Annotated in this window: 20 protein-coding genes and 4 tRNA genes; 5 read left to right on the top strand and 19 right to left on the bottom strand. The window is 61.9% G+C overall.

From position 1 onward, the window contains the following. Positions 1-141: 141 nt before the first annotated feature. The 8 genes from nusG to CAQUA_RS01520 all read right to left on the bottom strand — a co-directional run bounded on the left by nusG (position 142) and on the right by CAQUA_RS01520 (position 4,734). Positions 142-1,020 carry a transcription termination/antitermination protein NusG gene (gene nusG / locus CAQUA_RS01555; protein WP_196825656.1) on the bottom strand — a complete coding sequence of 293 codons (879 nt, stop codon included), beginning with the start codon at positions 1,018-1,020 and terminating at the stop codon, positions 142-144. Positions 1,021-1,410: 390 nt separating this feature from the next. Beyond that, the gene (secE, locus tag CAQUA_RS01550; protein WP_196824812.1) at positions 1,411-1,857 is read right to left on the bottom strand and encodes a preprotein translocase subunit SecE; all 447 of its coding nucleotides are present in this window, start codon (positions 1,855-1,857) and stop codon (positions 1,411-1,413) included. A gap of 29 nt (positions 1,858-1,886) precedes the next feature. Then, a tRNA-Trp gene (locus tag CAQUA_RS01545) sits at positions 1,887-1,962 on the bottom strand. 91 nt (positions 1,963-2,053) lie between these two features. Beyond that, a tRNA-Met gene (locus CAQUA_RS01540) sits at positions 2,054-2,125 on the bottom strand. Between the two features lie 45 nt (positions 2,126-2,170). After that, positions 2,171-2,243: transfer RNA gene (locus CAQUA_RS01535), tRNA-Thr, on the bottom strand. Positions 2,244-2,452: 209 nt separating this feature from the next. Next, complete coding sequence (locus tag CAQUA_RS01530) at positions 2,453-3,361, bottom strand: hypothetical protein (RefSeq protein ID WP_196824813.1); 909 nt, start codon at positions 3,359-3,361, stop codon at positions 2,453-2,455. A 210-nt stretch (positions 3,362-3,571) separates the two neighbouring features. Continuing rightward, a tRNA-Tyr gene (locus tag CAQUA_RS01525) sits at positions 3,572-3,653 on the bottom strand. Positions 3,654-3,723: 70 nt separating this feature from the next. Beyond that, a complete protein-coding gene (locus CAQUA_RS01520) occupies positions 3,724-4,734 on the bottom strand; it encodes a polyprenyl synthetase family protein (RefSeq protein ID WP_196824814.1) in 1,011 nt (336 codons plus the stop codon). Positions 4,735-4,829: 95 nt separating this feature from the next. On the opposite strand from CAQUA_RS01520, the gene CAQUA_RS01515 reads away from it, so the two are divergent. Then, positions 4,830-6,113, top strand: a complete 1,284-nt coding sequence (locus CAQUA_RS01515) for a geranylgeranyl reductase family protein (RefSeq protein ID WP_196824815.1) — start codon at positions 4,830-4,832, stop codon at positions 6,111-6,113. A gap of 154 nt (positions 6,114-6,267) precedes the next feature. On the opposite strand, the gene CAQUA_RS01510 is transcribed toward CAQUA_RS01515, so the two are convergent. The 7 genes from CAQUA_RS01510 to CAQUA_RS01480 form a co-directional block, all read right to left on the bottom strand. Beyond that, complete coding sequence (locus CAQUA_RS01510; RefSeq protein ID WP_196824816.1) at positions 6,268-6,957, bottom strand: demethylmenaquinone methyltransferase; 690 nt, start codon at positions 6,955-6,957, stop codon at positions 6,268-6,270. 86 nt (positions 6,958-7,043) lie between these two features. Next, a complete protein-coding gene (locus CAQUA_RS01505; RefSeq protein ID WP_196824817.1) occupies positions 7,044-8,171 on the bottom strand; it encodes a glycosyltransferase family 4 protein in 1,128 nt (375 codons plus the stop codon). Between the two features lie 41 nt (positions 8,172-8,212). Further along, complete coding sequence (locus CAQUA_RS01500) at positions 8,213-8,617, bottom strand: DUF3592 domain-containing protein (RefSeq protein ID WP_196825657.1); 405 nt, start codon at positions 8,615-8,617, stop codon at positions 8,213-8,215. Between the two features lie 128 nt (positions 8,618-8,745). Next, the gene (menD, locus tag CAQUA_RS01495; RefSeq protein ID WP_196824818.1) at positions 8,746-10,461 is read right to left on the bottom strand and encodes a 2-succinyl-5-enolpyruvyl-6-hydroxy-3-cyclohexene-1-carboxylic-acid synthase; all 1,716 of its coding nucleotides are present in this window, start codon (positions 10,459-10,461) and stop codon (positions 8,746-8,748) included. Further along, on the bottom strand, positions 10,436-11,134 hold the full coding sequence (locus CAQUA_RS01490; protein ID WP_196824819.1) for a hypothetical protein: 699 nt from the start codon (positions 11,132-11,134) through the stop codon (positions 10,436-10,438). Before CAQUA_RS01490 ends, menD begins: the two co-directional genes overlap by 26 nt. A 79-nt stretch (positions 11,135-11,213) precedes the next feature. Beyond that, complete coding sequence (locus tag CAQUA_RS01485) at positions 11,214-12,158, bottom strand: o-succinylbenzoate synthase (RefSeq protein WP_231375896.1); 945 nt, start codon at positions 12,156-12,158, stop codon at positions 11,214-11,216. A gap of 84 nt (positions 12,159-12,242) precedes the next feature. After that, positions 12,243-12,446, bottom strand: coding sequence for a FeoA family protein (locus CAQUA_RS01480; protein WP_196824820.1), 204 nt, complete (start codon positions 12,444-12,446; stop codon positions 12,243-12,245). Positions 12,447-12,536: 90 nt separating this feature from the next. Here CAQUA_RS01480 and CAQUA_RS01475 point away from each other — a divergent pair, with 90 nt between their 5' ends. Then, the gene (locus CAQUA_RS01475) at positions 12,537-13,508 is read left to right on the top strand and encodes a 1,4-dihydroxy-2-naphthoyl-CoA synthase (RefSeq protein WP_196824821.1); all 972 of its coding nucleotides are present in this window, start codon (positions 12,537-12,539) and stop codon (positions 13,506-13,508) included. 50 nt (positions 13,509-13,558) lie between these two features. Here CAQUA_RS01475 and CAQUA_RS01470 read toward each other — a convergent pair whose 3' ends face one another. Next, positions 13,559-14,662 carry a DUF8462 domain-containing protein gene (locus CAQUA_RS01470; protein ID WP_196824822.1) on the bottom strand — a complete coding sequence of 368 codons (1,104 nt, stop codon included), beginning with the start codon at positions 14,660-14,662 and terminating at the stop codon, positions 13,559-13,561. A 305-nt stretch (positions 14,663-14,967) separates the two neighbouring features. Further along, positions 14,968-15,735 carry a CAP domain-containing protein gene (locus CAQUA_RS01465; RefSeq protein ID WP_196824823.1) on the bottom strand — a complete coding sequence of 256 codons (768 nt, stop codon included), beginning with the start codon at positions 15,733-15,735 and terminating at the stop codon, positions 14,968-14,970. Positions 15,736-15,951: 216 nt separating this feature from the next. On the opposite strand from CAQUA_RS01465, the gene menE reads away from it, so the two are divergent. After that, a complete protein-coding gene (gene menE / locus CAQUA_RS01460) occupies positions 15,952-17,088 on the top strand; it encodes an o-succinylbenzoate--CoA ligase (protein ID WP_196825659.1) in 1,137 nt (378 codons plus the stop codon). Positions 17,089-17,104: 16 nt separating this feature from the next. On the opposite strand, the gene CAQUA_RS01455 is transcribed toward menE, so the two are convergent. Beyond that, a complete protein-coding gene (locus tag CAQUA_RS01455) occupies positions 17,105-17,980 on the bottom strand; it encodes a glycosyltransferase (protein WP_196824824.1) in 876 nt (291 codons plus the stop codon). A 51-nt stretch (positions 17,981-18,031) separates the two neighbouring features. On the opposite strand from CAQUA_RS01455, the gene CAQUA_RS01450 reads away from it, so the two are divergent. Further along, positions 18,032-18,919 (top strand): 1,4-dihydroxy-2-naphthoate polyprenyltransferase, encoded by an 888-nt coding sequence (locus CAQUA_RS01450; RefSeq protein WP_196825660.1) that lies wholly within the window; start codon positions 18,032-18,034, stop codon positions 18,917-18,919. 33 nt (positions 18,920-18,952) lie between these two features. Continuing rightward, complete coding sequence (locus tag CAQUA_RS01445) at positions 18,953-19,888, top strand: AEC family transporter (RefSeq protein ID WP_196824825.1); 936 nt, start codon at positions 18,953-18,955, stop codon at positions 19,886-19,888. Here CAQUA_RS01445 and CAQUA_RS01440 read toward each other — a convergent pair. Further along, entirely contained in the window at positions 19,885-20,202 is a 318-nt protein-coding gene (locus CAQUA_RS01440) for a DUF4229 domain-containing protein (protein WP_196824826.1), read from the bottom strand. The two genes, CAQUA_RS01445 and CAQUA_RS01440, sit on opposite strands and share 4 nt — an antisense overlap. Between the last annotated feature and the right edge of the window lie 180 nt (positions 20,203-20,382).

Below are 20,382 nucleotides of genomic sequence, written 5' to 3'. Positions count from 1 at the left end.
ATAAAACTTTCACGTCGTGCCCGAAGAAGGCACGTCGGGGAAGTTTACGCTGATAAAGCGTCGAAAAGCAAAACGGTGCCCAAGTCTGTGACTCAGGCACCGCAGATGCTTATCGACGAAAGGCCCCCAACCGCTCAGGCCCTAAATGATTCGCTCGATCTGGTCCGCGGTGAGCTCCACCGGCGTTTCACGTCCGAAGATGGACACGAGCGCCTGGATGCGACCGGTTTCCGGATCGATCTCGTTGATTGTGGCGGAAACGCTGGCCAGCGCACCGGAGAGAATCGTCACTGCCTCGCCAACCTGGAAATCGTGGGCAACCTTTGGCTTTGCCTCTTCTTCCGGCATAGCGATGACGGTCTCGCCCTCGGGGCTCGTTGCGGGTGCCTTCTCGCCTTCGACCGGTGCGGTCTTGGGCATGAGGAACTTTGCAACATCCTTGTGCTTGACCGGGGTCGCGTTGCCCTCGTTGCCGACGAAGCTGGTCACACCTGGGGTCTCGCGGACCACGGACCACGCCGCGTCGTTGATGTCCATGCGGACGAGCACGTAGCCCGGAAGCAGCTTGCGCTTCACGATCTTGCGCTTACCATCCTTGAGCTCCACCACTTCCTCGATGGGCACCACGACGTCATAGATAGAATCCTCTACCTCAAGCGTCTGGATACGCATGTCAAGGTTGGTTTTCACCTTGTTCTCGTAGCCCGAGTACGACTGAATGATGTACCACGAACCCGGCAGCTTTTTCAGTTCCCGGGTATATTCACGCAAGCGGCGACGGTACTCGGCATCCGCCGTGGCATCATCGTCACCGGCCTCGAGCGGGTTGCCCTCTGCAGGCTCAGCCTCCGCAGGCTCGGCCTCCGCAGGCGCAGCCTCCGCAGGATCGGCCACTGCAAGCTCAGCGTCCGGATTCGTCGCCTCTGCGACGGCCGGGTCAGCCTGGGTTGCGCCCTCAGCGCCGGCCTCCGGCTCCGCGGCCTCGGCGGTCTCGGAGTCAGTGTCCGGGAGAGTGTCAATCGGATCGGAGGGGCCGGAGCAGGCTTCAAACCGATCGTCGTTAAGCGTGGGCTCGCCTTGAGTAACCTCCGACGCCTCGTCCGGAGCGTCGGTGGAAGCGCCGGAGTTCAAACTGTCGTCTTCGGAAGAATCGGTCTGGTCTTCCCCGCCAGTCACGGGGCCACCTTCGGCCACCATGGTCTCCTCACGCTGGCCCTCGACGTTGCCGAGGTTGTTGTTTGCGTCGGTTTTGTTGTCAGACATTTCGTCTACTCCTTTCGGTTAATTATTCGTGGGATCACGTGGGTCCCATTATCCCAAAAGTTATCCCGCCTTACCCGGGTGATCCGGGAGGCGGGATAAACAATGTTTGCAATTATAGCGCACCGCACAGCGGCGCTGGAAAAGGACCTACTCGGCCGGGGCTTCTGCAGGAGCTTCGCCAGCGGGTGCCTCGGCTGGCGCTTCTGCCGGCATCTCAATCTCCGGCGCCGGGGCGCCCGGATCAGGAAGCTCAACTGGGTTCATTGCGGATTCCGGAACCAAAATCTTCTCAATCACCCACGCAGAGCCGGTGTCCACGCTCCACACCAGCGCGGTCAGAACGATCAAGAACGCAAACACGATCAACGTGTAGTTGAGCATTTGCTGACCAGTCGGCCAGACAACTTTGCGCATCTCCGTTGCCACTTCGGGCACGAACTGCGCGGGACCGCCACCCAGCTTGTCCTCATCAGGGTTCTCAACCTTGGCGACTTTCTTCGACTCGTACGACTCCGTACTGATGGAAGAGTCACCCGTGAGCTGTCGCTTACCCGTCGGTGTAGCGGATGGGCGCTTCTCTGGATTCTCGGCCACAGTTCTCCTTGGACTGAGTACGTGGAATATGGCAGGGGCGACAGGACTCGAACCTGCAACCTACGGTTTTGGAGACCGTTGCGCTACCAATTGCGCCACGCCCCTACATGTATCACGCGGGTTACCGCGAGTTACACAGTACGCCAACTCTAGCACGAGGCCTGTAACAAGCCCCGCACACCGGTGAGGTGGTGCGTAGCGATGGAGAGAATTGAACTCTCGACACAGCGATTATGAGTCGCTTGCTCTACCACTGAGCTACACCGCCGCATGCAAGCTTTCGCTCACACAAAAAGTTGCTAACAAGCAACAGAGCCCCCTAGCAGAATCGAACTGCTGACCTTCTCCTTACCATGGAGACGCTCTGCCGACTGAGCTAAGGGGGCGCAGACTTTTTCCGTTATGGAATCGCTTCAAAGCTTTCGCTTTTCGACGACCCCTTGACGTTGAAGCCTTGGAAAGATTAACCCGTAAAGTGCAATATGTCCAAATCGCCTGTTCAGCAGGCCGTTTCGGCCCACTGAACAGATACCAAATCGACGCCCTGAACAGATAACAAGAACGGCCCGCTGAACAGATGACAAATCGGCGCCGATTAGCGCGGCTGGTTCTGCGAGGACAACCACGCTGGAACCGCGGGGAGCATCATGATCGGCATTAGGAACTCCTGCAGACCGCGCATCACGCCACGGAACAGGAAGTTCAACGCCCCACCGAGATCGCCCTTGGAGAAGGCTTCAGCGGCGCGGTCGAACAGCTCCGTTGCGGTCTCCTCCCCCGGCTTGATGTTTTTGGAGTTTTGTAGGGCTGCGGTGCCGTCGTTAAGCGGGCGCCCATCGCGACACGCAGCGAAACCGTCCGCCGCGCGCTTCTTGAAGGCGTCCATCTGAGGCTTCGCCGCAGCGTGAGCATCCTGCTGGAGCTTCGTGTAGGCGGCGGAGCGGTTGGTGGTGAAGCGGCTCAAGTCCGCCTGGTAGAAGAGGCTAGGGTTGTCGCCGCGGGCCGCTTTGTCAGCCTCCTCAGTGGCCTTGATGCGATTGAACGCACCCGTGTGGACCTCGAGGCGATCGCGGTTGAACTGATCCGTGTTACGGATCGCGCCGAGAAGCGCCGGACCCGGGTGATCGTAGCGGTCGTAGCCGACCTTGAGCGCGGCCTGATCAATGCGCCACATCGCCTGGCCAATGTGCTCCGGGTTGGGGGCAAACGGCGACAAGTCACGGGTTGCGCGGGCATGGTCAGCCACGGTGTCCACGTCGGCAGCAACGCCGGGGATGCGCTCCTTGAGCAGGCGCTGGAGGGCGTTGAGGTAGGCCTCATCGTACGCGCGCATAGCCGCCAGATCACCTTCCGTGGCAGCGATACGGCAGCCCGCGAATGGCATTGGCGTGACTTCAAAAGCCTGCGCCGAGTTCGCGCCAATCATTCCGGTGGTCAGCGTCGCCGCAAGCGTGGTTGCCAGAGTCATTTTTAGGGCGGCCGCGGCCAGTTTCTTCGATTTCATGGTCGTGTCTCCTTACAGAAGCTGGTGTCCAGTTGTCTTTAAGGTGGTGACCGCTGCCCCGCCGACAGATTGCCCCTGCGGCGACGCGAGCGCTTTCAAAAGTGACATCGTCAACAAAACAATTCGCGTTACCGCCGGGCGCAGAAGAATGCGAAAAACCCGCTGCGGCGTACCGTTTGATCGCGGTGTACCGCAGCGGGTTCGCTGCTGTGCCAGGTAGAAGATTCGAACTTCTGTAGGCAATGCCGACGGATTTACAGTCCGCTCCCTTTGGCCGCTCGGGCAACCTGGCGTGCGGAAGATACTCTACAACACGATGCGCATATTTACGCAAACGCGCTGGTTACAGGGCACACACCTGGCTAACCAACGCGCTCAACGGTGTAACGCGAAATGGTGCGCAGCGCCTCGCGGGCAGGGATGTCGGGCAGGGCTTCCAGGTGCGCATCCACGTCGGCGAGGTAGGTGTGGATGAGGGCGGTGGCGCGCGACCGGCCGTCGGTAAGCGCAATGAGCTCAAGCGCGCGGGAGACGTCCTCGTCGTTGGTGAGAGGCCCGGTGAGCAGGCCGCGGAGTTCGTCGCCGGCGGGCGACTCTTCCTCGAGCGCGTAGAGGACCGGCAGTGTGAACACGCCTTCGCGCAGGTCCGTGCCGGGGGTTTTGCCAGAGTCGTCCGCATCGGAGAAGATGTCGATGATGTCGTCGGCGATCTGGAACACAATGCCGATTCCCGCCGCCGCCTTCGACAGCGCCTCCACGTGCTCGGCTGGGGCGCCGGCGTGACGCGCGCCGAGGTAGGCGGCAGAAGCGATGAGAACGCCCGTCTTTTCCTCAATGACGGTGAGGTAATGCTCCACCGCGTTGGCCTCCCCCGCCCCGATCGTCTCGCGCATCTGGCCGACGACCAACTCGCCGAACGTGTCCGAGAAGTGGCGCACGGTTTCCAGATCAGTCTCACTGAGCAGGCGAGACATCGTGGCCAACAGGTAGTCGCCGGACAAGATCGCCACCGTATTGTCCCAGCGCGCGTTGGCCGACGGCACGCCGCGGCGGGTGTCGGCCTCATCCATCACGTCATCGTGGTAGAGCGTGGCCAGGTGGACCATTTCCACAATCGCGGCGGAGCGGATTACGTTGTCAGCGGCAGGGGTCTCGCCGAACTCGCTGGCCAGAAGCGCAATCATCGGGCGGAAGCGCTTGCCGCCCGCGTTGAGCAGGTGCGTGACTTTCTCCGCAATGAATGGCTCACCGCTGGATAGTTCCGCGACCATCAGGTCCTCTACTTCGGCCAGGCCCTTCTGGATCCGCGCAGTGAGTTGAGAGTCGCCGAAGTCGAGTCCGCCGGCGGCGTGGTGGCTTGCACCGTTGGTCATCGATCTTTCCTTGAGGGTTGAGATGGTGCGGGTCACTCCTACCGTAGTCCACTCCCCGACACCCGCATAGCGAGGGGTCTGGCACAATACTTTTGATGCTTACCCCGTCTTGCTTAGTCATCGGCGCCGGCCCCGCCGGAAGCGCCGCGGCCATCGCTCTCGCCCGCGCTGGCTTGAGCACTTTGCTTATCGACGGCTCCCCGCGCAACCGCGACAAAACCTGCGGCGACGGGCTAACACCGCGCGCGGTGCATTCCCTGCGGCGTTTGGGCCTTTCTTCCGCGCTTCCGGACTACCGCAACAAAGGCTTGAAACTACACGGGTTCGGCGGTTCGGTTACAGCCCCGTGGCCTGCGGGAATGTACGGCGACGAAGGGTCGGCGCGGCCGCGCGTGGGCTTCGATGCCGCCCTTGCGGACATGGCCGCTGCGGCGGGTGCCCGGGTGGAGTTTTCTTGCCCGGCCACATCCGTAGAACGCGGGACAGGCGGCGCGATCTCTGTCGTTCACACTCCTCAAGGTGAAATCCGCCCGCGTTGGGTCATAGTGGCAGACGGGGTGCGTAGTGGCGTCGGTAAGCAATTGGGGCGCACCTGGCACCGCGGCGAGGTCTTCGGAATCGCGGCGCGCTCCTACTGCGCGACACCGTTTTCCCAGGAACCGTGGATGCACTCCCACGTGGAACTACGCTCCGCCGACGGTGAAATTCAGCCTGGTTACGGCTGGATCTTCCCGCTTGGCGACGGCACCGTGAACCTCGGCTGCGGCGCCCTATCCACCGACGCGCGACCGGCCAAAGTGAACACGAAGAAACTGCTCCACTCCTATGCGTCGCAGGTCAGCGCGGAGTGGCAACTCGGCCCCGCGCAATCCGTCACCTCCGCGTTGCTACCGATGGGCGGCGCCGTCTCCGGCGTTGCCGGCCCGAACTGGATGCTCATCGGCGACGCCGCTGCCTGCGTCAACCCGCTTAACGGAGAAGGCATCGACTACGGACTGGAAACCGCCATCCTCGCCGCCTCCCTTATCACTGGCCGCGACCCGCTCTCCCCCACTCCGGCCTCCCCAACCCCGGCCTCCCCAACCCCGGCCGATCGCGACTTCACTCTGCTGTGGCCACACGTACTCCGTGAACACTACGGCGAAGCATTCGTGCTGGCCAGGACACTTGCACGCTTGCTTACCTACCCTCAGTTTTTGCCGGCAGTTGGACCGCTGGCCCTGCGCGGTCTTGGCGGCAAGTTCATCATGCCAGCAGCGGCCCGGCTCATGGGCAACTTAGTTACAGAGGAAGACAAAGATCTCGTCGCGAGGCTGTGGCGCCTCGCTGGATCCGGCGCCTACGCCGCGCGCGCCGGCACTCCCCTCTGGGATCCGTAACCGCCCAGCCCCCGCGGACTTAGTATACTTCGATTCAATATTAGCGTGGGATAATAAGGTTTGCGCAGGTCACGGCGTCGGAGTTGTGGCCCGAAATCATCGAAGTATACCGCCCTCCAGACGACGGGGAGGGCACCGCAGCGAATCGCGGGGGTTACTCGGGTTTCGTGGCGTGATGGAGCGCCACGATGCCGAGCGCCAGGTTCTTCCACGAGGCCTCCGACCAGCCGCTGTTGTTGATGGCGGCGGCGAGATCTGCCTGAGCGGGCCACGCGCGGATGGATTCGGCGAGGTATTCGTAAGCGGGTGCGTTGGAGGAAAAGACCTTACCCAGTAGCGGGATCATGCGCGGCAGGTACGTGCGGTAGAGCTGGGAAAAGCCGGGGACGATCGGGGTTGAGAACTCATTGACAACTAAGCGGCCGCCGGGCTTAGTCACGCGGGCCATTTCGCGTAAACCAGCTTCGAAGTCGTGGATGTTGCGCAGGCCGTAGGAGATTGTGACGGCATCAAAGGTGTTATCCGCAAAGGGCAGGTGCATGCCGTCGCCGCACACTTTGGGCACGTCGCGGTGTGCGCCAGCGGCGAGCATCCCCTGACTGAAGTCGCAGGCTACACACCATGCGCCGGATTTTGCCAGCTCAACGGTGGACACTGCGGTGCCTGCAGCGAGGTCAAGCACCTTGTCGGTGGGTTTCAGATCAAGCAGCTTGCGGGTTGCGCGGCGCCATGAGCGGTCAAGACCGAACGTCATCACGGTGTTTGTGATGTCATAGTTCTTCCCCACGTCGTCGAACATCCCGGCAACGTCGTGGGGATTTTTCTCCAAATTCGCCTTGGCCATAGTGCTGCAAGTCTAGCGCGCCGCGGGCTGCGTTTTCGCGCAGGGTGTTGCGGGCCCAGGCGGGGCGGGCTAGCGGACGGGGCGGGCTAGCGGGCCGCGTGTTCGGCGATCGCCTGTTGGTAGTAGCCGATGAGTTGCTCACACAGGGCGGGCCAGGTCTTGTTTTGAACAGACTGCCGGGCGTTGAGTTTCAGCTGGTCAAGGCGAGAATCATCGAGAATCCAGTGCGCAGCGGCGGGGAGATCGCGTTCGAAGGTTGCTACGTCGAGAAGCTTGCCGTTGTAGTCCTCTTGCACTAGGTCGACGGGGCCGCCGGCGCGGGGGCCGATCGTCGGTACGCCGGAGGCCTGCGCCTCTTGGAGTGCCTGGCAGAAGGTTTCAAACTCCCCGGTGTGGACGAAAAGGTCCAGCGACGCGAACGCGGACGCGAGCGCCTCGCCTTTGAGTTCCCCGGTGAAGACGGCGTTGGGCATGAGCTTGCCCAGCTCGCGACGCTCGGGGCCATCGCCGACGATGACCAGCTGGATCGCCGGATCATCATCGAGTACCGCCAGCCGCCGCACGCCTTTTTCGCTGGCGAGGCGGCCAACGAACCCAACGATTTTCTTCTCCCCCGTCGGGTCCCACACGTCGCGCAGCGCTTGGGAGCGTTTCTCCGGGTTGAACAGTTCCGAGTCCACTCCGCGGCCCCAGTGGTGAACGTTGCGGATGCCGTGTTCTTCCAGCTCTTTGATCGCCATGGAGCTCGGCGCCAGCGTCATGGTCGTCGCGTTGTGCAGGGCGCGGGTCCAGCCCCACGCGGCTTTCTCCAACAGGCCGAGGCGGTACGTCGCGGCGAACCCAGCCACGTCAGTCTGGAACAGCGCGACCGTGGGCAGCTTCAGTGCCTTCGCAACAAACGCGCCAGCGCCGCCGAGCACAAACGGGCTGGCTAAGTGCACCACGTCCGGCTTGTAGCTCTTCAGCGTGCGGTAGAGCCGCGGCATAGGTACGCCAACCGGCAGCGAGTCAATCATCGGAACCATCATCGCGGGCACGCTGACTACCCGGAATCCCTGGTAAGAATCGACTTGCTCCTGGTCGCGGAGCGCCCCCGGCGCGATCACAATCGCTTCGTGCCCCTCTCGCTTGCAATGCTCCAGCACACGCAAAACCGAGTTGGTCACGCCGTTGACGTTGGGCAGAAAAGACTCAGTGACAATGGCAACGCGCATGCGCTACATGTTACTTTGCCCACGCTAAGTACGCAGCACGCTTATCGACGACTCCCCTCACCCTCGTCCGCCTTCCGCGGCGCAAAGGCGGAACTCACGCTGAACCAGGCCAGAGCCGCAACCACGGTGGAGACCACCGCGACCGACAGCGCGGGAATGATGGACAGGGTCCATGTGCGGCCTTCAACCTTCACCAAATCTGGTTTGGAGCGCGCGTAAGTGACCCACACTTGCTGCCCCTCCCCCAGTCCGGATGGGTAGAGCAAACCGGTTTGGGGGAAGTGATAAGAACCCTGGTCATCTTGGTATTCAACGTAGGTACGGACACTGGTCACCCCGGTGACCGTGGCGATCCCGCGGCCCGGGTCTTTGCCGATTACGTAGTCGTTGTAGGCAGGACCCATCACCATCGCGGCGCAGCCGAGCATCGCGCACAGGTACAGCATGATGACCACTTGGTGCAGTCGCCGACGCACGAGTCCGCGGCGCGCATCCGTGAACTCGAATCGCGATGAGACTGAAGAAATTGCTGTACTCACGACTTTGATCCTGGCTGGTGCTGCTCCTGGCGGTTTTAGCGCTTCAGGCGCTGCGCTAATGCGCGGCGCGTCGCGCGGGTAGTGGTGGCCTCGATGATCGTGATTGGGGCGGGTTCGGCGATGGTTTCCACCAGTACGTCGACGAGCTCGTGGATCGACTCGGCCCGCTGGTACGCGCAACCGTAGGCGTACGCTAAGTCCTCAATCACGGCGCCGTGCGGGGTACCGAAGGCCCGCTCGAAATCACGACGGACGTGCGGCGCGCCAGGCTCGAGGCTCTCGAAGATCCCGCCGCCATTGTCGTTCGCAACAACGATCGTCAGGTTTCCCGGGCGTGGCTCATCTGGCCCGATGAGAAGACCGTTCACGTCATGGAGGAAGGTGAGATCCCCCATGAGCGCCACTGTGCGCGGTGCGCGAATCTCATCGGGATAAAGCGCCTGAGTCGCCAGTGCCACGCCCACTGCCTGGGACACCGTCCCATCGATCCCGGCGGCGCCGCGGGCGGCGTAGGTGGCCACCCCGTCGATAGGCATGCCCACGAGCGAGGCATCGCGCACAGGGTTCGAGGAACCAAGCACGAGGGAATCACCGATATCGAGCGTGTCATAGACCGCCGCGGCGACGTGCAGGCCGGTGAAGCCGAATTCGTCCTCAGCAAGGGCATCGCGCACGGTGTCTGCACCGACCGCACCGGCGGCTTCGCAGATCTTGATCCAGCTATCGCGCGGCTGCCCGCTCACCTTCGCGTTCCTGGCAACGCGGTCCGGATTCCCGGTGACCGTGCCGGTTCGGGTGAGGCCGATGACCTCAATCGTGGAATCGGCGAGCAGCGCCAGCACGTCGCGGTGCAATGTGGGGTGCCCCACCACAACGACCTGTTCCGGCTTCGTCGATGCGGTGAATGAGCCCCCGTCATGGCTGATCGAAACCTGGTCTTGGACGAAAAACCCGGCGGCCAAGGGATGGACCTGATGGAACGGAGTCGGGGCAGTCGGCTCCGCGATCGTGGGGACGTGCTCGAGGCCCGGCACCTCCCACGCCTCGTCCCCAGCGATCACTAGGGTGTCGCGGTCAAGATCGATGTCCACCGACTCGGCGATTTCTGCACCGCCGGCACTCGCGGAGGACGCGGCGGATCCGCTCAAGAACCCCGGTCCGACCCGCAGCCGCGGCTCACCAACTGGCGTGGGCAGTTCGGCGGGCACAAGCGGGGTGTCAAACGCGACGTTGATGTGGACTTGTAAGTCGCTGAAGCTGATCGGATCGTCCGGCTGGGTCACCTGCTGCGTGCGGGCGTAGCGGCCAAAGATGCCCTGCTGCCAAATGGTCTGGCTCGCGCCCGTGCCAACGAGGCGCTCGGGCCGGTCGGCGCTAATCACGGCGAGCGGCGTGTGCGACATGTGCGCTTCCACTACCGCCGGCAGCGCATTCGCCACGGCGGTACCGGAGGTCATCACCACACCGACGTGGCGCCGCGAAACCCTGGCCATGCCTAGGGCGGTAAACGCCGCCGACCTTTCGTCGATACGCATGTGCACGCGTATGTCCCTGCGCGCGAGAAGCGCGTAGGTCAACGGCGAGTTGCGTGAACCGGGGCTCACCACAACGTCAGTGACGTGGCCAGCAAGAGTGTCAACGACGGCGGATGCAACCGCCACCGCATTCGGCGCAGTATCGGGCGCAGCGTCGGGCGCAGTGTTTGGCGCAGTGTCTGGCAATGGATTATTGGACGTTCCGGACGGAGTCATTCAGTCGATTCTCTAGCGAGGTCTGCAGGTTTTCTAGCTCGCGGATGTTGCGGTCAAGCTCATCCTGGAGGTCCTGTGGGATCTCATACTCCGGAGCCGGCGGCGGGGTGTTGGCCGGGCGGCGCTCTGGTGCTTCCTCACGGGGTGCTTCGTTCGGCTCTTCGCGCGGAGTCGGCTCCTTGGATTCCTTCGGCTTCTCCTTCGAGGTCGTGGTCTCAGACGTGGTGGTGGTTTCCTCGGACGTAGAGGTCGTGGTCTCAGGTGCAGAGGACTCCTCGGACTCGCCGTCATCGCCGCGGGTGAGGAAGTAAACAAGGCCCGCAATCAGGGCGAGGATCAGCACCACGCCCAGGATGATTAGCGGCAGCATGTTGCGCTTCTTCGGCGGCTGACCGTCAGCGCCGCCCTGCGGCTGGTACGGCTGGTTGTACGGCTCATTGCCGTAATTGTCCTGCCCATACTGGCCGTAGTTGTCCTGCCCGTACTGGTCGTAGCTGCCCTGGCCGTACTGATCATCCGGGCCCGGGAAGTGCTGCTGCGGGCCGGAGCTAGTCGGCGGCATGTAGCCGGTTTCCGGGTTCGGGTCACTGGGGCCACCGAAGTTGTTGTTCGGGTTGGTGGGGTCTTGGCCGAAGCCGTTGCCGTTGCCATTTCCGTTGTGTGGTTGGTTCATACGCGCTACTTTAATCACCGCCGCGACAACGAGCCACGCCCTCTAGCTGAGGGCGGTGTGGATAGGCTGTGGATCGGCTCTACTGAGAACGTGATTCGAGGTAGTCACAGCATTGCCTCACGCGTGTAAACCACCAGTCACGGCGCGGCGCTGGTGCCGCCAAATCCGCCAGTCTGTCGGGGTCCGGCACGGCAGGTTCCACCGCGAGCCCGCCGCCAAAGAGCTCCCGCGGGGCGACGACGTCCTCTACAAAAAGCCGCTGCGTGGCCAGCCCCGCCGCGTTCGACTCGGTCAACTTCGCCGCCACGAGTCCCCCAGCAATCCCCACCGCCGTGTCCAACGCCGACGCGACAGTCACGCTACGCACACCACGCTTATCGACGATCCGTTCCACCAATCCGGCCACCGCACGCACTCCGCCCAGTGGCGCGACCTTCATCACGGCCACGTCGGCGGCGTTGAGTTCGGCCACGCGCAGTGGATCGGTGGCGCGGCGGATCGATTCATCAGCCGCCACCGGTGTGTTCAGTCCGATTCGGTGCAGCTCGTAGCGCAGCTGCGCGAGCTCTTCTACCGTCGCGCAGGGCTGCTCCATGTATTCAAGGTCAACGATCGTGGCAAAACCACGGGCTGCCTCCACGGCTTCGTCGACGCTCCAGGCACAGTTGGCGTCGATACGTAGCGTGGCATCCGGTCGCGCGGTGTGGACGGCGCGGACGCGGGCCAGGTCGTCGATAAGCGACTGCCCTTTCTCAGCGACCTTAATTTTGAAGGTGGAGACCCCCGGAAAACGCGCCAGCACCCCTTCAACCTCGCCGGGCGTAACCGCTGGGACAGTGCCATTGACCTGCACGAATCCATCGGCGTGGGGCAGGCCTTCAAAGGCCGCCTCAATTCCGGAGCGCAGCCATGCGGACGCTTCCGGCGCGGCGTATTCGATGAATGGGGAGAACTCCCCCCAGCCGTGCGGGCCATCGATGAGGAGAGCTTCGCGCGTGGTCACCCCACGGAAGCGGACCGCCATAGGCAGCGCAACGACGTGGGCACGCTCCAGGATTTCTTCGGCTGTGACGATATCGGGGCTACGCAATGTCGTGGATCTTCTTTGTCAGCACCAGTGCGACAGGCCCCGTCGTGCACGCTCCGTCGTGGCAGCCCACCCCGCCATTGACGTTTTCTGCATGACGGCGACGTCTGCCCCAACGCGCAACCCCAGTTCCCGTAACCGGCGATCAAGAGCTGCGTCCACCATCGTTCCGGCGACGGTTGCGTGTTCCCCAACGGGAACGTCGTACAGGGTGTTCGCGGACATATCTTTAGGTTAGGCTCGACTTAGGTAGCGATCAAATATGTGGCCTGTGATTTCCACCGCCACTCACACCCTGCCCGTACGATGGCGGCCATGACGTATTCCACCGCGCAACCCTTCGACGCCTCCCAGTGGCGTGCAGCTGCCAGCCTTGATGGCATTACCCCGGCGAACTTCACTGATATCACTTACCACCGCCACATCGGTGAGGGCCGCGAAAACGGCATCGTGCGCATCGCCTTCGACCGACCTGAGGTGCGCAACGCGTTCCGCCCGCACACGGTTGATGAGCTCTACCGTGCCCTCGATCACGCCCGGCGCGACCCGTCGGTGGGCGTGGTGCTCCTTACCGGCAACGGTCCGAGCCCCAAGGACGGGGGCTGGGCATTTTGTTCCGGTGGTGACCAGCGCATTCGTGGCCGTTCCGGCTACCAGTACGCCACGAACCATGACGCTGACGTCGAAGCAGCCACTGCCGACCACGTTGATGAAGCCCGCGTCAAAGCTGAGGGTGGACGCCTGCACATCTTGGAAGTCCAGCGCCTGATCCGCACGATGCCGAAGGTTGTCATCGCCGTGGTCAACGGCTGGGCCGCCGGCGGCGGTCATTCCCTCCACGTCGTGTGCGACCTCACCATCGCGTCCCGTGAAGAGGCCCGCTTTAAACAAACCGATGCGGACGTCGGCTCCTTCGACGGCGGCTACGGCTCTGCTTACCTGGCTAAACAGGTGGGCCAGAAGTTTGCGCGCGAGATTTTCTTCCTTGGCCGCGCCTACTCCGCCGAGGATATGCACCGCATGGGCGCCGTGAATATTGTCGCCGACCACGCCAACCTCGAGGCCGAAGCGATCCAAGCTGCCCGCGAGATCAACGGCAAGTCCCCCACCGCCCAGCGCATGCTCAAGTTCGCTTTCAATTTGCTTGACGACGGCCTGATGGGCCAACAAGTCTTCGCCGGCGAAGCCACCCGCCTGGCGTACATGACCGATGAAGCCGTCGAAGGCCGCGACGCCTTCCTGGAAAAGCGCCCACCCAACTGGGACGAATTCCCGTTCTACTACTAGGCAGGGGTAAAGATCGGGCACAGGTTCCAGAGCTCGGATTATAACAACGGCTACTCGGCCTCATTGCGGATAAACTCCGCAAAGCCGGGCGCCGTAAACTCCAGATACCCATAACTGGACGCATCTACTAGACCTTTGTCCAACAACGACCGCCGAGCGACCCCGATCGCATCCGACTCAATGTTCATCGCGTCCGTGATATCTTTGCGTTTTACTTTCCCCTCGCCCAGCTCAGCCATTGCTCGCAGCATTCGTGCTTCTGCGGGTGTTGCTTTCTGCCATCTAGCGCGAAAGAATGATGACCTTAAACGCCTGAATCCTTCCATGGCTGCGTCAACTTGTTCACGTTCCAATAGAGTTCCCGCTCCCGGGTATCCCGCTGCACGCCACGTTTCATCCCCGATTACCTGAATGAAGTACGGGTAGCCGTCTGCTTCGTTAAGCGCCCGAAGAATAGCTTCATCGGACCACCGCACGCCGCGCTCTTCCGCGGGTTGTCGCAAAGCTTGCTCAGCATCCGCATAGGGCAGATTCTCAAGTTCATCGTATCGGAAGCGTTCCGCAAAGCTGACAGCGTCAGTAATCACGTCTTGGGAGTGGCTTAATCCGGCCGCGAACGTCGCCATTGCGAGATCCGCTGCATCAGACTGCATATGTTGCCACGCATATGCCAATGCTCGGAGCCCCTCTCCGTCGGCACTTTGGATTTCGTCGATGAGGACGATCAGTCCTGCGTTACGCTCCATAGCCGCTTTTCCCGCAGCAGTTAGTAGGCGTTGAAGAGTGTGTGCCTGACCGGTCTGATCGGGCTGGCCTTTAAGGCTTGATGCCTCGACGTTCACGCCAGCGAACTCGATCCGGACGGAAGCGATGAGCTCCTGGAGCTTCTGCGCAAGCGTTCCGCGCCAGGTATGCGTCAGTCGTTGCAGCCCATCAACAAGGGCGTTAGCCAACGGGCCATCACCCGCCGTAACCCACACGGTTTCGAAACCCTTGCGCGAGGCGTAAGCCTGGATGTTACGCAACAAACTGGTTTTGCCTACGCCTCGCGGCCCAACGATCACCTGCGTGCGTCCAATCAAACGTGGCTCTTCGGCAAGAAATACAAGTTCACGTTTGATGTTTTCAAGAAGAGATTCGCGTCCATACACCACGGACGCGACCTCTCCAGGAGTGTAGGGACTGTTAACCATTGATGCTCAACTTTACGATTCTTTTTACGACTCGCGGGGCTCGTAAACGATCGTAAATTACATTTTCCCAGGAAGCAAGGGTTCGACCAAAATTAGATCCCTGATGCACTTTACGACTTAGGTAAGTCGTAAAGACCCGTAAAGCGCACGTCCACAATGACGATCCGAAACGATCTGGGACGATCTGGATGAAATACAAAAGGCAGCGACCACACGACGCGTTTTCACAACGCGCGGCCACTGCCCGGAGTTAAAAACTTGGCCATCTAACGCACGTATCGATAAGTGGCGTAAATCCAGCCATCTTTGATGTAAAAACCTATCCCACCGGCGCGTGCTCGAGGATCAAGCAAGTTTGCGTTGACGCCTGGATCGCTCTTCCAAACATTGATTGCTGAACTTGGGTCGTCAACGTAGTCCCCCAGTGCCCTAAAAACTAGCTCCTCAAACGGGCCATGGGAATGTGTGATTCGACCGACGTGATACATGTGTTTAGACCAGTTGTATGAACCATTCGAGAGGTTCCTATCCTCCATAACTGGCCTCAACCCTTTGGAAACTCGGTACCCGTTGAGCTCTCGCATGAACTGTGCTGCGTAGTCACGTTCACGCTGAGAAACTCCTTGTGGTTGCGCACTGGGAATGATGTTGTGATCTTGCAAGAACTGCTGAATGAAGGGTCCAGCAAATTGCACAAGCCCTACGAGTGCAGCAATCGCCACGATCCCGCCTACTACGCCACCGATGATCTTCTTGGTTTTCTCATCAAGTTCAGAACTCTCTTTAGAACCACTTGGCGCTTGTTCGCCATCTTTCTCACCGGGAACCTGCGTACCTACATTGAAGTGCTGTGCCGGAAAGTAGCCCGCATTCAATGACTCTCCGGTTTCGGACTCAACGACGGTTGAAATTGGTTCATCCGTACTTGTGTGCTCCCAGTTGTGCGACTTCGCGGTGGCAGCTGGAACGCCAGTTATGGTGACAGCAAGAACAACGGCAGATACTGCCATCTTCGTACGCAGCGTGACGGACACGGATCCTCCTGTGACGGTTGGTGAATTTTTAGGTAGTTAAGCACGGTTTTACGTGCCAGCGCGTCGTTTGCGACGGAATCTTTCACGCACGCGAGGTGTAGTCCCCACAAGTATCTCTTGATGTGTGTTGCGCGGACTGCTGCAAGGCCGTGCTGGGGCGCGCCGCTGGTGGGTTCAACGCGGCAGCAGGCGATACGATGAACTCCCGTGACACACATGCTGGAGATCGTCCCGGTGGACCCCGCGGACCCGGTGGCCTTGATGGATGACCTCGAAGAAGCGATTGCGGGGATGAAGGCGATTCTGCCGGTGCCTGGGGGAATGGCCCCTGGGGATAGGGATCGCGCGGAGCTTCTGCGCACGACGATGCGGGCGGGGCAGTCGATCGACGAGTCGGTGGCGGTCGTGGTGGCTACCTCAGGGTCGACGGGAAAACCGAAGGGGGCGCAGCTCACGCCGGCGAACTTGGTAGCTAGTGCGGATGCGACGCACCAGGCGCTGGGTGGGCCGGGTCAGTGGATGCTGGCTCTGCCCGCGCACCACATTGCGGGGTTGCAGGTGCTCACGCGGTGTTTGGTGGCAGGAGTTGAGCCGGAATGGGTGGATCTGACCCAGGGTTTTTCGGTTGAGGAGTTCGCCTACCGCACGGATGAGCTGGTCAGCACCGGCGAACGCTGCTACACCGCGCTCACCCCTATGCAGCTCACCAAAGCGATGAGCACGCTGGCTGGAATTGAGGCGCTGCGTCTCTACGCCGCCGTGCTCGTCGGCGGTGGCGCGATCAACCCCAAGTTGCTGGAATCAGCGGCCAAGCTGCGCATTAACGCCGTGACCACGTATGGCTCGTCGGAAACTGCTGGCGGCTGCGTCTACGACGGCCGTCCGCTCGCGGGAGTACGGGTCAAGGTCGTCGGCGAGCGCATTCACCTCGGCGGCCCCACCATCGCGCGCGGCTACCGCAATCTCCCGGACCATGAGGCATTCGCGGAGGATGGCTGGTTCGCCACCTCGGACGCCGGCATGCTTATTAGCGACACGCTCACCGTCACCGGTCGCCTTGACGCCATTATTGAGACGGGGGGTTTAAAGGTTCACCCGGAGGTCGTCGAGAAGCATGTGCTTGCGTGCGAGGGCGTGACGGGTGCGTGCGTCGTGGGCGTGCCGGACGAGCGTTTCGGGCATCGCCTGTGCCTGGCTTACACGGGATCGGCGGGAACGGCGCAGCTCATGGAGCATTTTGATGACACGCTTCCGCGCTGGCAGGTGCCAAAGGACATTCGGGTAGTGCGCGAAATTCCCGTGATTGGCCCGGGAAAGCCGGACCGGAAAGCTGTCGCTGCGCTCTTTCAGTGATGCTGTGGCGACTCGTTTAGTCCTCGGCGGGTTTTTCTGCACTGAGGAGTATTTCCAGGTCTTCGTCAGTGTAGGTCGCGGCGATCTGGGTGTCGTTGCGGCCGCCTAAGGTGTTCTTGCGCACGAGCGCGTTCGACTGACTAAACAGAATGACGGAAAATTCACGCGGGTGCGGGAACACCTGGCGGACTAGGTGCCCGGATTCAAGCGCGCAGTGGTGGAGCCAGACGTCGTCCGCGTGCGGTGAGTGATTGAGGAACTCCGTGCCCTGTGCCGCGACGAAATCCACCATCGACGGCGGGTACGCAACGCCGGACACACCCGTTGCAAAATGCAAAACGCTGGGCTCAGTGGTCAGCGTGGGGCGCCAGTCTTTATACGGAGCGAGTTTCCCGTTCTCATGGTCCCGGACAATGGTGTGGGCGCGGTAGGCGACGACGCACTCCGGGGAGGCATCCGCGGCGTTGAGCAGCTTGTCGGGGAACCAACGGGGATACATCATGTCATCATCAACCGTGATGATGCGGGTGCCGGTTCCGGCAAACTCTTGGAACGTGCCGTAATACTTCGTGTGCGGCCCGTATTCGCCATCGGAGCAGCGGATTTGCAGACCCCGTTCCACGAGACGCTTCAGGCCGCGCGGCCATTCGCCTTCATAATCTTCGCGGTCGAGCCACAAGATCACCGGCAGCTTCGGGCTGGCGACGAGCAGCGATGCAATGCACAGCACCGCCGTGGACATGCGGGGACCAAAAGTGGTCAGTGAGATGACCGTCTCCCCGTGTTGCGGGAACGACAAGCCCGGCGCGCGCGTTGCCAGCAGCAAACCCGGCTGGCGCAGCAGCGTCCCGGCGGTGTGCAAGCCCTGCCGGATGGCGTAGTCGATCCACATGAAGGGATACTTTAGTACCCACATTCCCCTGCGGCGCACTTTCGGTGCATGATGGGTGACATGAACGCGACTCCACGCGACTGGTTCGAAGCAGCCCGCCCGCACACGTGGCCCAACGCCATTGCCCCCGTGGTGGTGGGAACAGGGGCCGCGGCGCGCGATGACGGCGCGCAGCTGGGGTACGCACTGTTGGCGCTGGTGGTATCGCTGGCGCTGATCGTGGGCGTGAACTACGCGAACGATTATTCCGACGGGGTGCGCGGCACGGATGAACATCGCACTGGGCCGACGCGCTTGACGGCTTCTGGGCTCGCCCGCCCTGAGCTGGTGAAGTTCGCGGCGTTCGCTGCGTTCGGCGTTGCTGGCATCGCGGGCGTGGCGCTGTCTTTGCTGACGACACCGTGGTTGATCCTGGTGGGACTCCTGTGTGTCGCCGCCGCGTGGTTCTACACGGGCGGAAAGAACCCGTACGGCTACAAGGGCTACGGGGAACTAGCCGTATTCGTCTTCTTCGGGCTCGTTGCAGTGCTGGGCACGCAGTTCACTCAGCTCGGCTGGGTCACGTGGGCCGGCGTGGCCTGCGCCGTGGGAGTCGGGTCCATCTCCGCCGCGATCAACTTGGCTAACAACATCCGCGACATCCCCACCGACACGGTCGCGGGAAAAAACACGTTGGCGGTCACACTTGGCGACGAGCGGGCGCGCGATGTGTTCACTGTTCTCACGCTCGTGCCATTTGTGGTCTCGCTTGGGCTTTGCGTCGTTGCTATCCCCGCGGTGCTGTCCCTAGCCGCGCTGCCGTGGGCACTGGGGTCAATCCTTGTTGTGCGCCGCGGCGCGACCGGGCCAGCACTCATTCCGGTGTTGGGCACAAACGGTCGCGCGATGTTGATCTGGTCCATCCTCGTCGCTGGCGGCCTGGCGTTCGCGGGCGCATAAAACGCATTAAGAAGGTAGAGCAGGTTTTCGCCCGTGCTTGACGTCATCACTGGTTTTGCCATCATCTTCGCCGTAATCGGCGCGGGGTTCATCCTGGCCCACCGCGGGATCATCGGCCCCGGGGACAAACGTCTGATGCTCAACCAGATCGCCTACTACGTGGCATCCCCCTGCCTGCTGTTCACCACCGTGGCACGCTCAGACATCTCCACCTTCACCTCACCCGTGGTGCTCGTCGTGTTCATCGCTAGTGCCCTGACCATGGGCTTGTACTGGGTGATCTCCGCGATTTTCTTTAAACAAGACATCCCCACCACCATGTCGGGCGCATCGTCCGCAAGCTATTTCAACTCCGTCAACATCGGGCTGCCCATCGGCATCTACGTGATCGGTGAGGCCACCTACGTTGCCCCCGTCCTCCTGTTGCAAATGGTGGTTTTCTCCCCATTAATCATCGCCGGTCTCAACGCCAATGCCGCCAGCGGATCAACCCGCACCCGCGCAGTGCTGCACGCCCTATGGTCAGGCATCACGGCCCCCGTCGTTGTCGGTTCCCTTCTGGGACTCATCGTCGCCGCGTGCCACCTCACCGTGCCGGATCCCGTCTTAGCCCCGATTGAGATCCTCGGCGGCGCCTCCATCCCGTTAATCTTGATGAGCTTCGGCGCCTCCCTCTCCGGCAGCAACGTTCTCGCGCCGGGCCCGGACCGTAACCCCACGATCGTGGCAACGGTGATGAAACTCGCGGTCATGCCCGCCATCGCCTTCGCCGTCGGCGTGGCTCTTGGCCTTCACGGCCCGTTGCTCTACGCATCCGTCATTTTGTGCGCGCTCCCCACCGCGCAACAGGCCTTCAATTACGCCGCCAACTACCAAGTCGGTGAAACGGTCGCCCGCGACAGCGTGCTCATCACCACGTTCGCCTCGATGCCAGCGATGATTCTGATCGCCCTGCTCTTCGGCGCTTAACCACGCCCAGCGAGTTCCTCGCGCACCCACTCTTTGCGCGCGCGGCGCTGCTCATTCCACGTTGCCATCGCTTCGACAGCCTCAACGCGTTGTTTGGAAAACACCAGCATGGACAGCGGGAAGGCCACGATGAGCGCCAACAACGCGGACATGATCAGCGGGAACTGGGCGCCGATCAGCATCGCGGCGCCCTGGATCACCACAGTGAGGACCACGAACAGCAGCAGCCGCAGACCCCCGTAGACCGCGGCGGCTTTGTTAGCGCGGCGCCGCGCAGCGGGATCAACCTGTGGGGCCTTGTCTGTTTCATTCATGCGCTCTTCCACGCCCCCAACCCTAGCGCCACTCACAGCCGCCCCTCGTGTTCGAGGGCCCAGCACGGCCTCGCCCGCCCATTTCGCTGAGTGGCCGAACCACTCAAGAAAATCGCCCGGCCGCGACCTGCGGGTTTCCGCATCAACCATCGCTGAGTGGCCGAACCACTCAGCGACTAG

Origin of the sequence: Corynebacterium aquatimens (assembly GCF_030408395.1) — a bacterium.
GTDB classification, from domain to species: Bacteria; Actinomycetota; Actinomycetes; order Mycobacteriales; family Mycobacteriaceae; genus Corynebacterium; species Corynebacterium aquatimens.
This window is presented reverse-complemented; position numbering and strand designations above follow the sequence as displayed.

What these genes read in the sequence shown, in the direction of transcription:
- CAQUA_RS01500 (WP_196825657.1), bottom strand. Translation starts at nt 8,617, where the DNA reads ATGCTGTACCTGTGCGCGATGCTCGGCTGCGCCGCGATGGTGATGGGT.
- CAQUA_RS01490 (WP_196824819.1), bottom strand. Translation starts at nt 11,134, where the DNA reads ATGAACCAACCACACAACGGAAATGGCAACGGCAACGGCTTCGGCCAA.
- CAQUA_RS01520 (WP_196824814.1), bottom strand. Translation starts at nt 4,734, where the DNA reads ATGACCAACGGTGCAAGCCACCACGCCGCCGGCGGACTCGACTTCGGC.
- CAQUA_RS01515 (WP_196824815.1), top strand. Translation starts at nt 4,830, where the DNA reads ATGCTTACCCCGTCTTGCTTAGTCATCGGCGCCGGCCCCGCCGGAAGC.
- CAQUA_RS01505 (WP_196824817.1), bottom strand. Translation starts at nt 8,171, where the DNA reads ATGCGCGTTGCCATTGTCACTGAGTCTTTTCTGCCCAACGTCAACGGC.
- CAQUA_RS01455 (WP_196824824.1), bottom strand. Translation starts at nt 17,980, where the DNA reads ATGTGGATCGACTACGCCATCCGGCAGGGCTTGCACACCGCCGGGACG.
- CAQUA_RS01475 (WP_196824821.1), top strand. Translation starts at nt 12,537, where the DNA reads ATGACGTATTCCACCGCGCAACCCTTCGACGCCTCCCAGTGGCGTGCA.
- CAQUA_RS01480 (WP_196824820.1), bottom strand. Translation starts at nt 12,446, where the DNA reads ATGTCCGCGAACACCCTGTACGACGTTCCCGTTGGGGAACACGCAACC.
- CAQUA_RS01440 (WP_196824826.1), bottom strand. Translation starts at nt 20,202, where the DNA reads ATGAATGAAACAGACAAGGCCCCACAGGTTGATCCCGCTGCGCGGCGC.
- menE (WP_196825659.1), top strand. Translation starts at nt 15,952, where the DNA reads ATGCTGGAGATCGTCCCGGTGGACCCCGCGGACCCGGTGGCCTTGATG.
- CAQUA_RS01530 (WP_196824813.1), bottom strand. Translation starts at nt 3,361, where the DNA reads ATGAAATCGAAGAAACTGGCCGCGGCCGCCCTAAAAATGACTCTGGCA.
- CAQUA_RS01450 (WP_196825660.1), top strand. Translation starts at nt 18,032, where the DNA reads ATGGGTGACATGAACGCGACTCCACGCGACTGGTTCGAAGCAGCCCGC.
- CAQUA_RS01510 (WP_196824816.1), bottom strand. Translation starts at nt 6,957, where the DNA reads ATGGCCAAGGCGAATTTGGAGAAAAATCCCCACGACGTTGCCGGGATG.
- menD (WP_196824818.1), bottom strand. Translation starts at nt 10,461, where the DNA reads ATGACTCCGTCCGGAACGTCCAATAATCCATTGCCAGACACTGCGCCA.
- CAQUA_RS01485 (WP_231375896.1), bottom strand. Translation starts at nt 12,158, where the DNA reads ATGGCGGTCCGCTTCCGTGGGGTGACCACGCGCGAAGCTCTCCTCATC.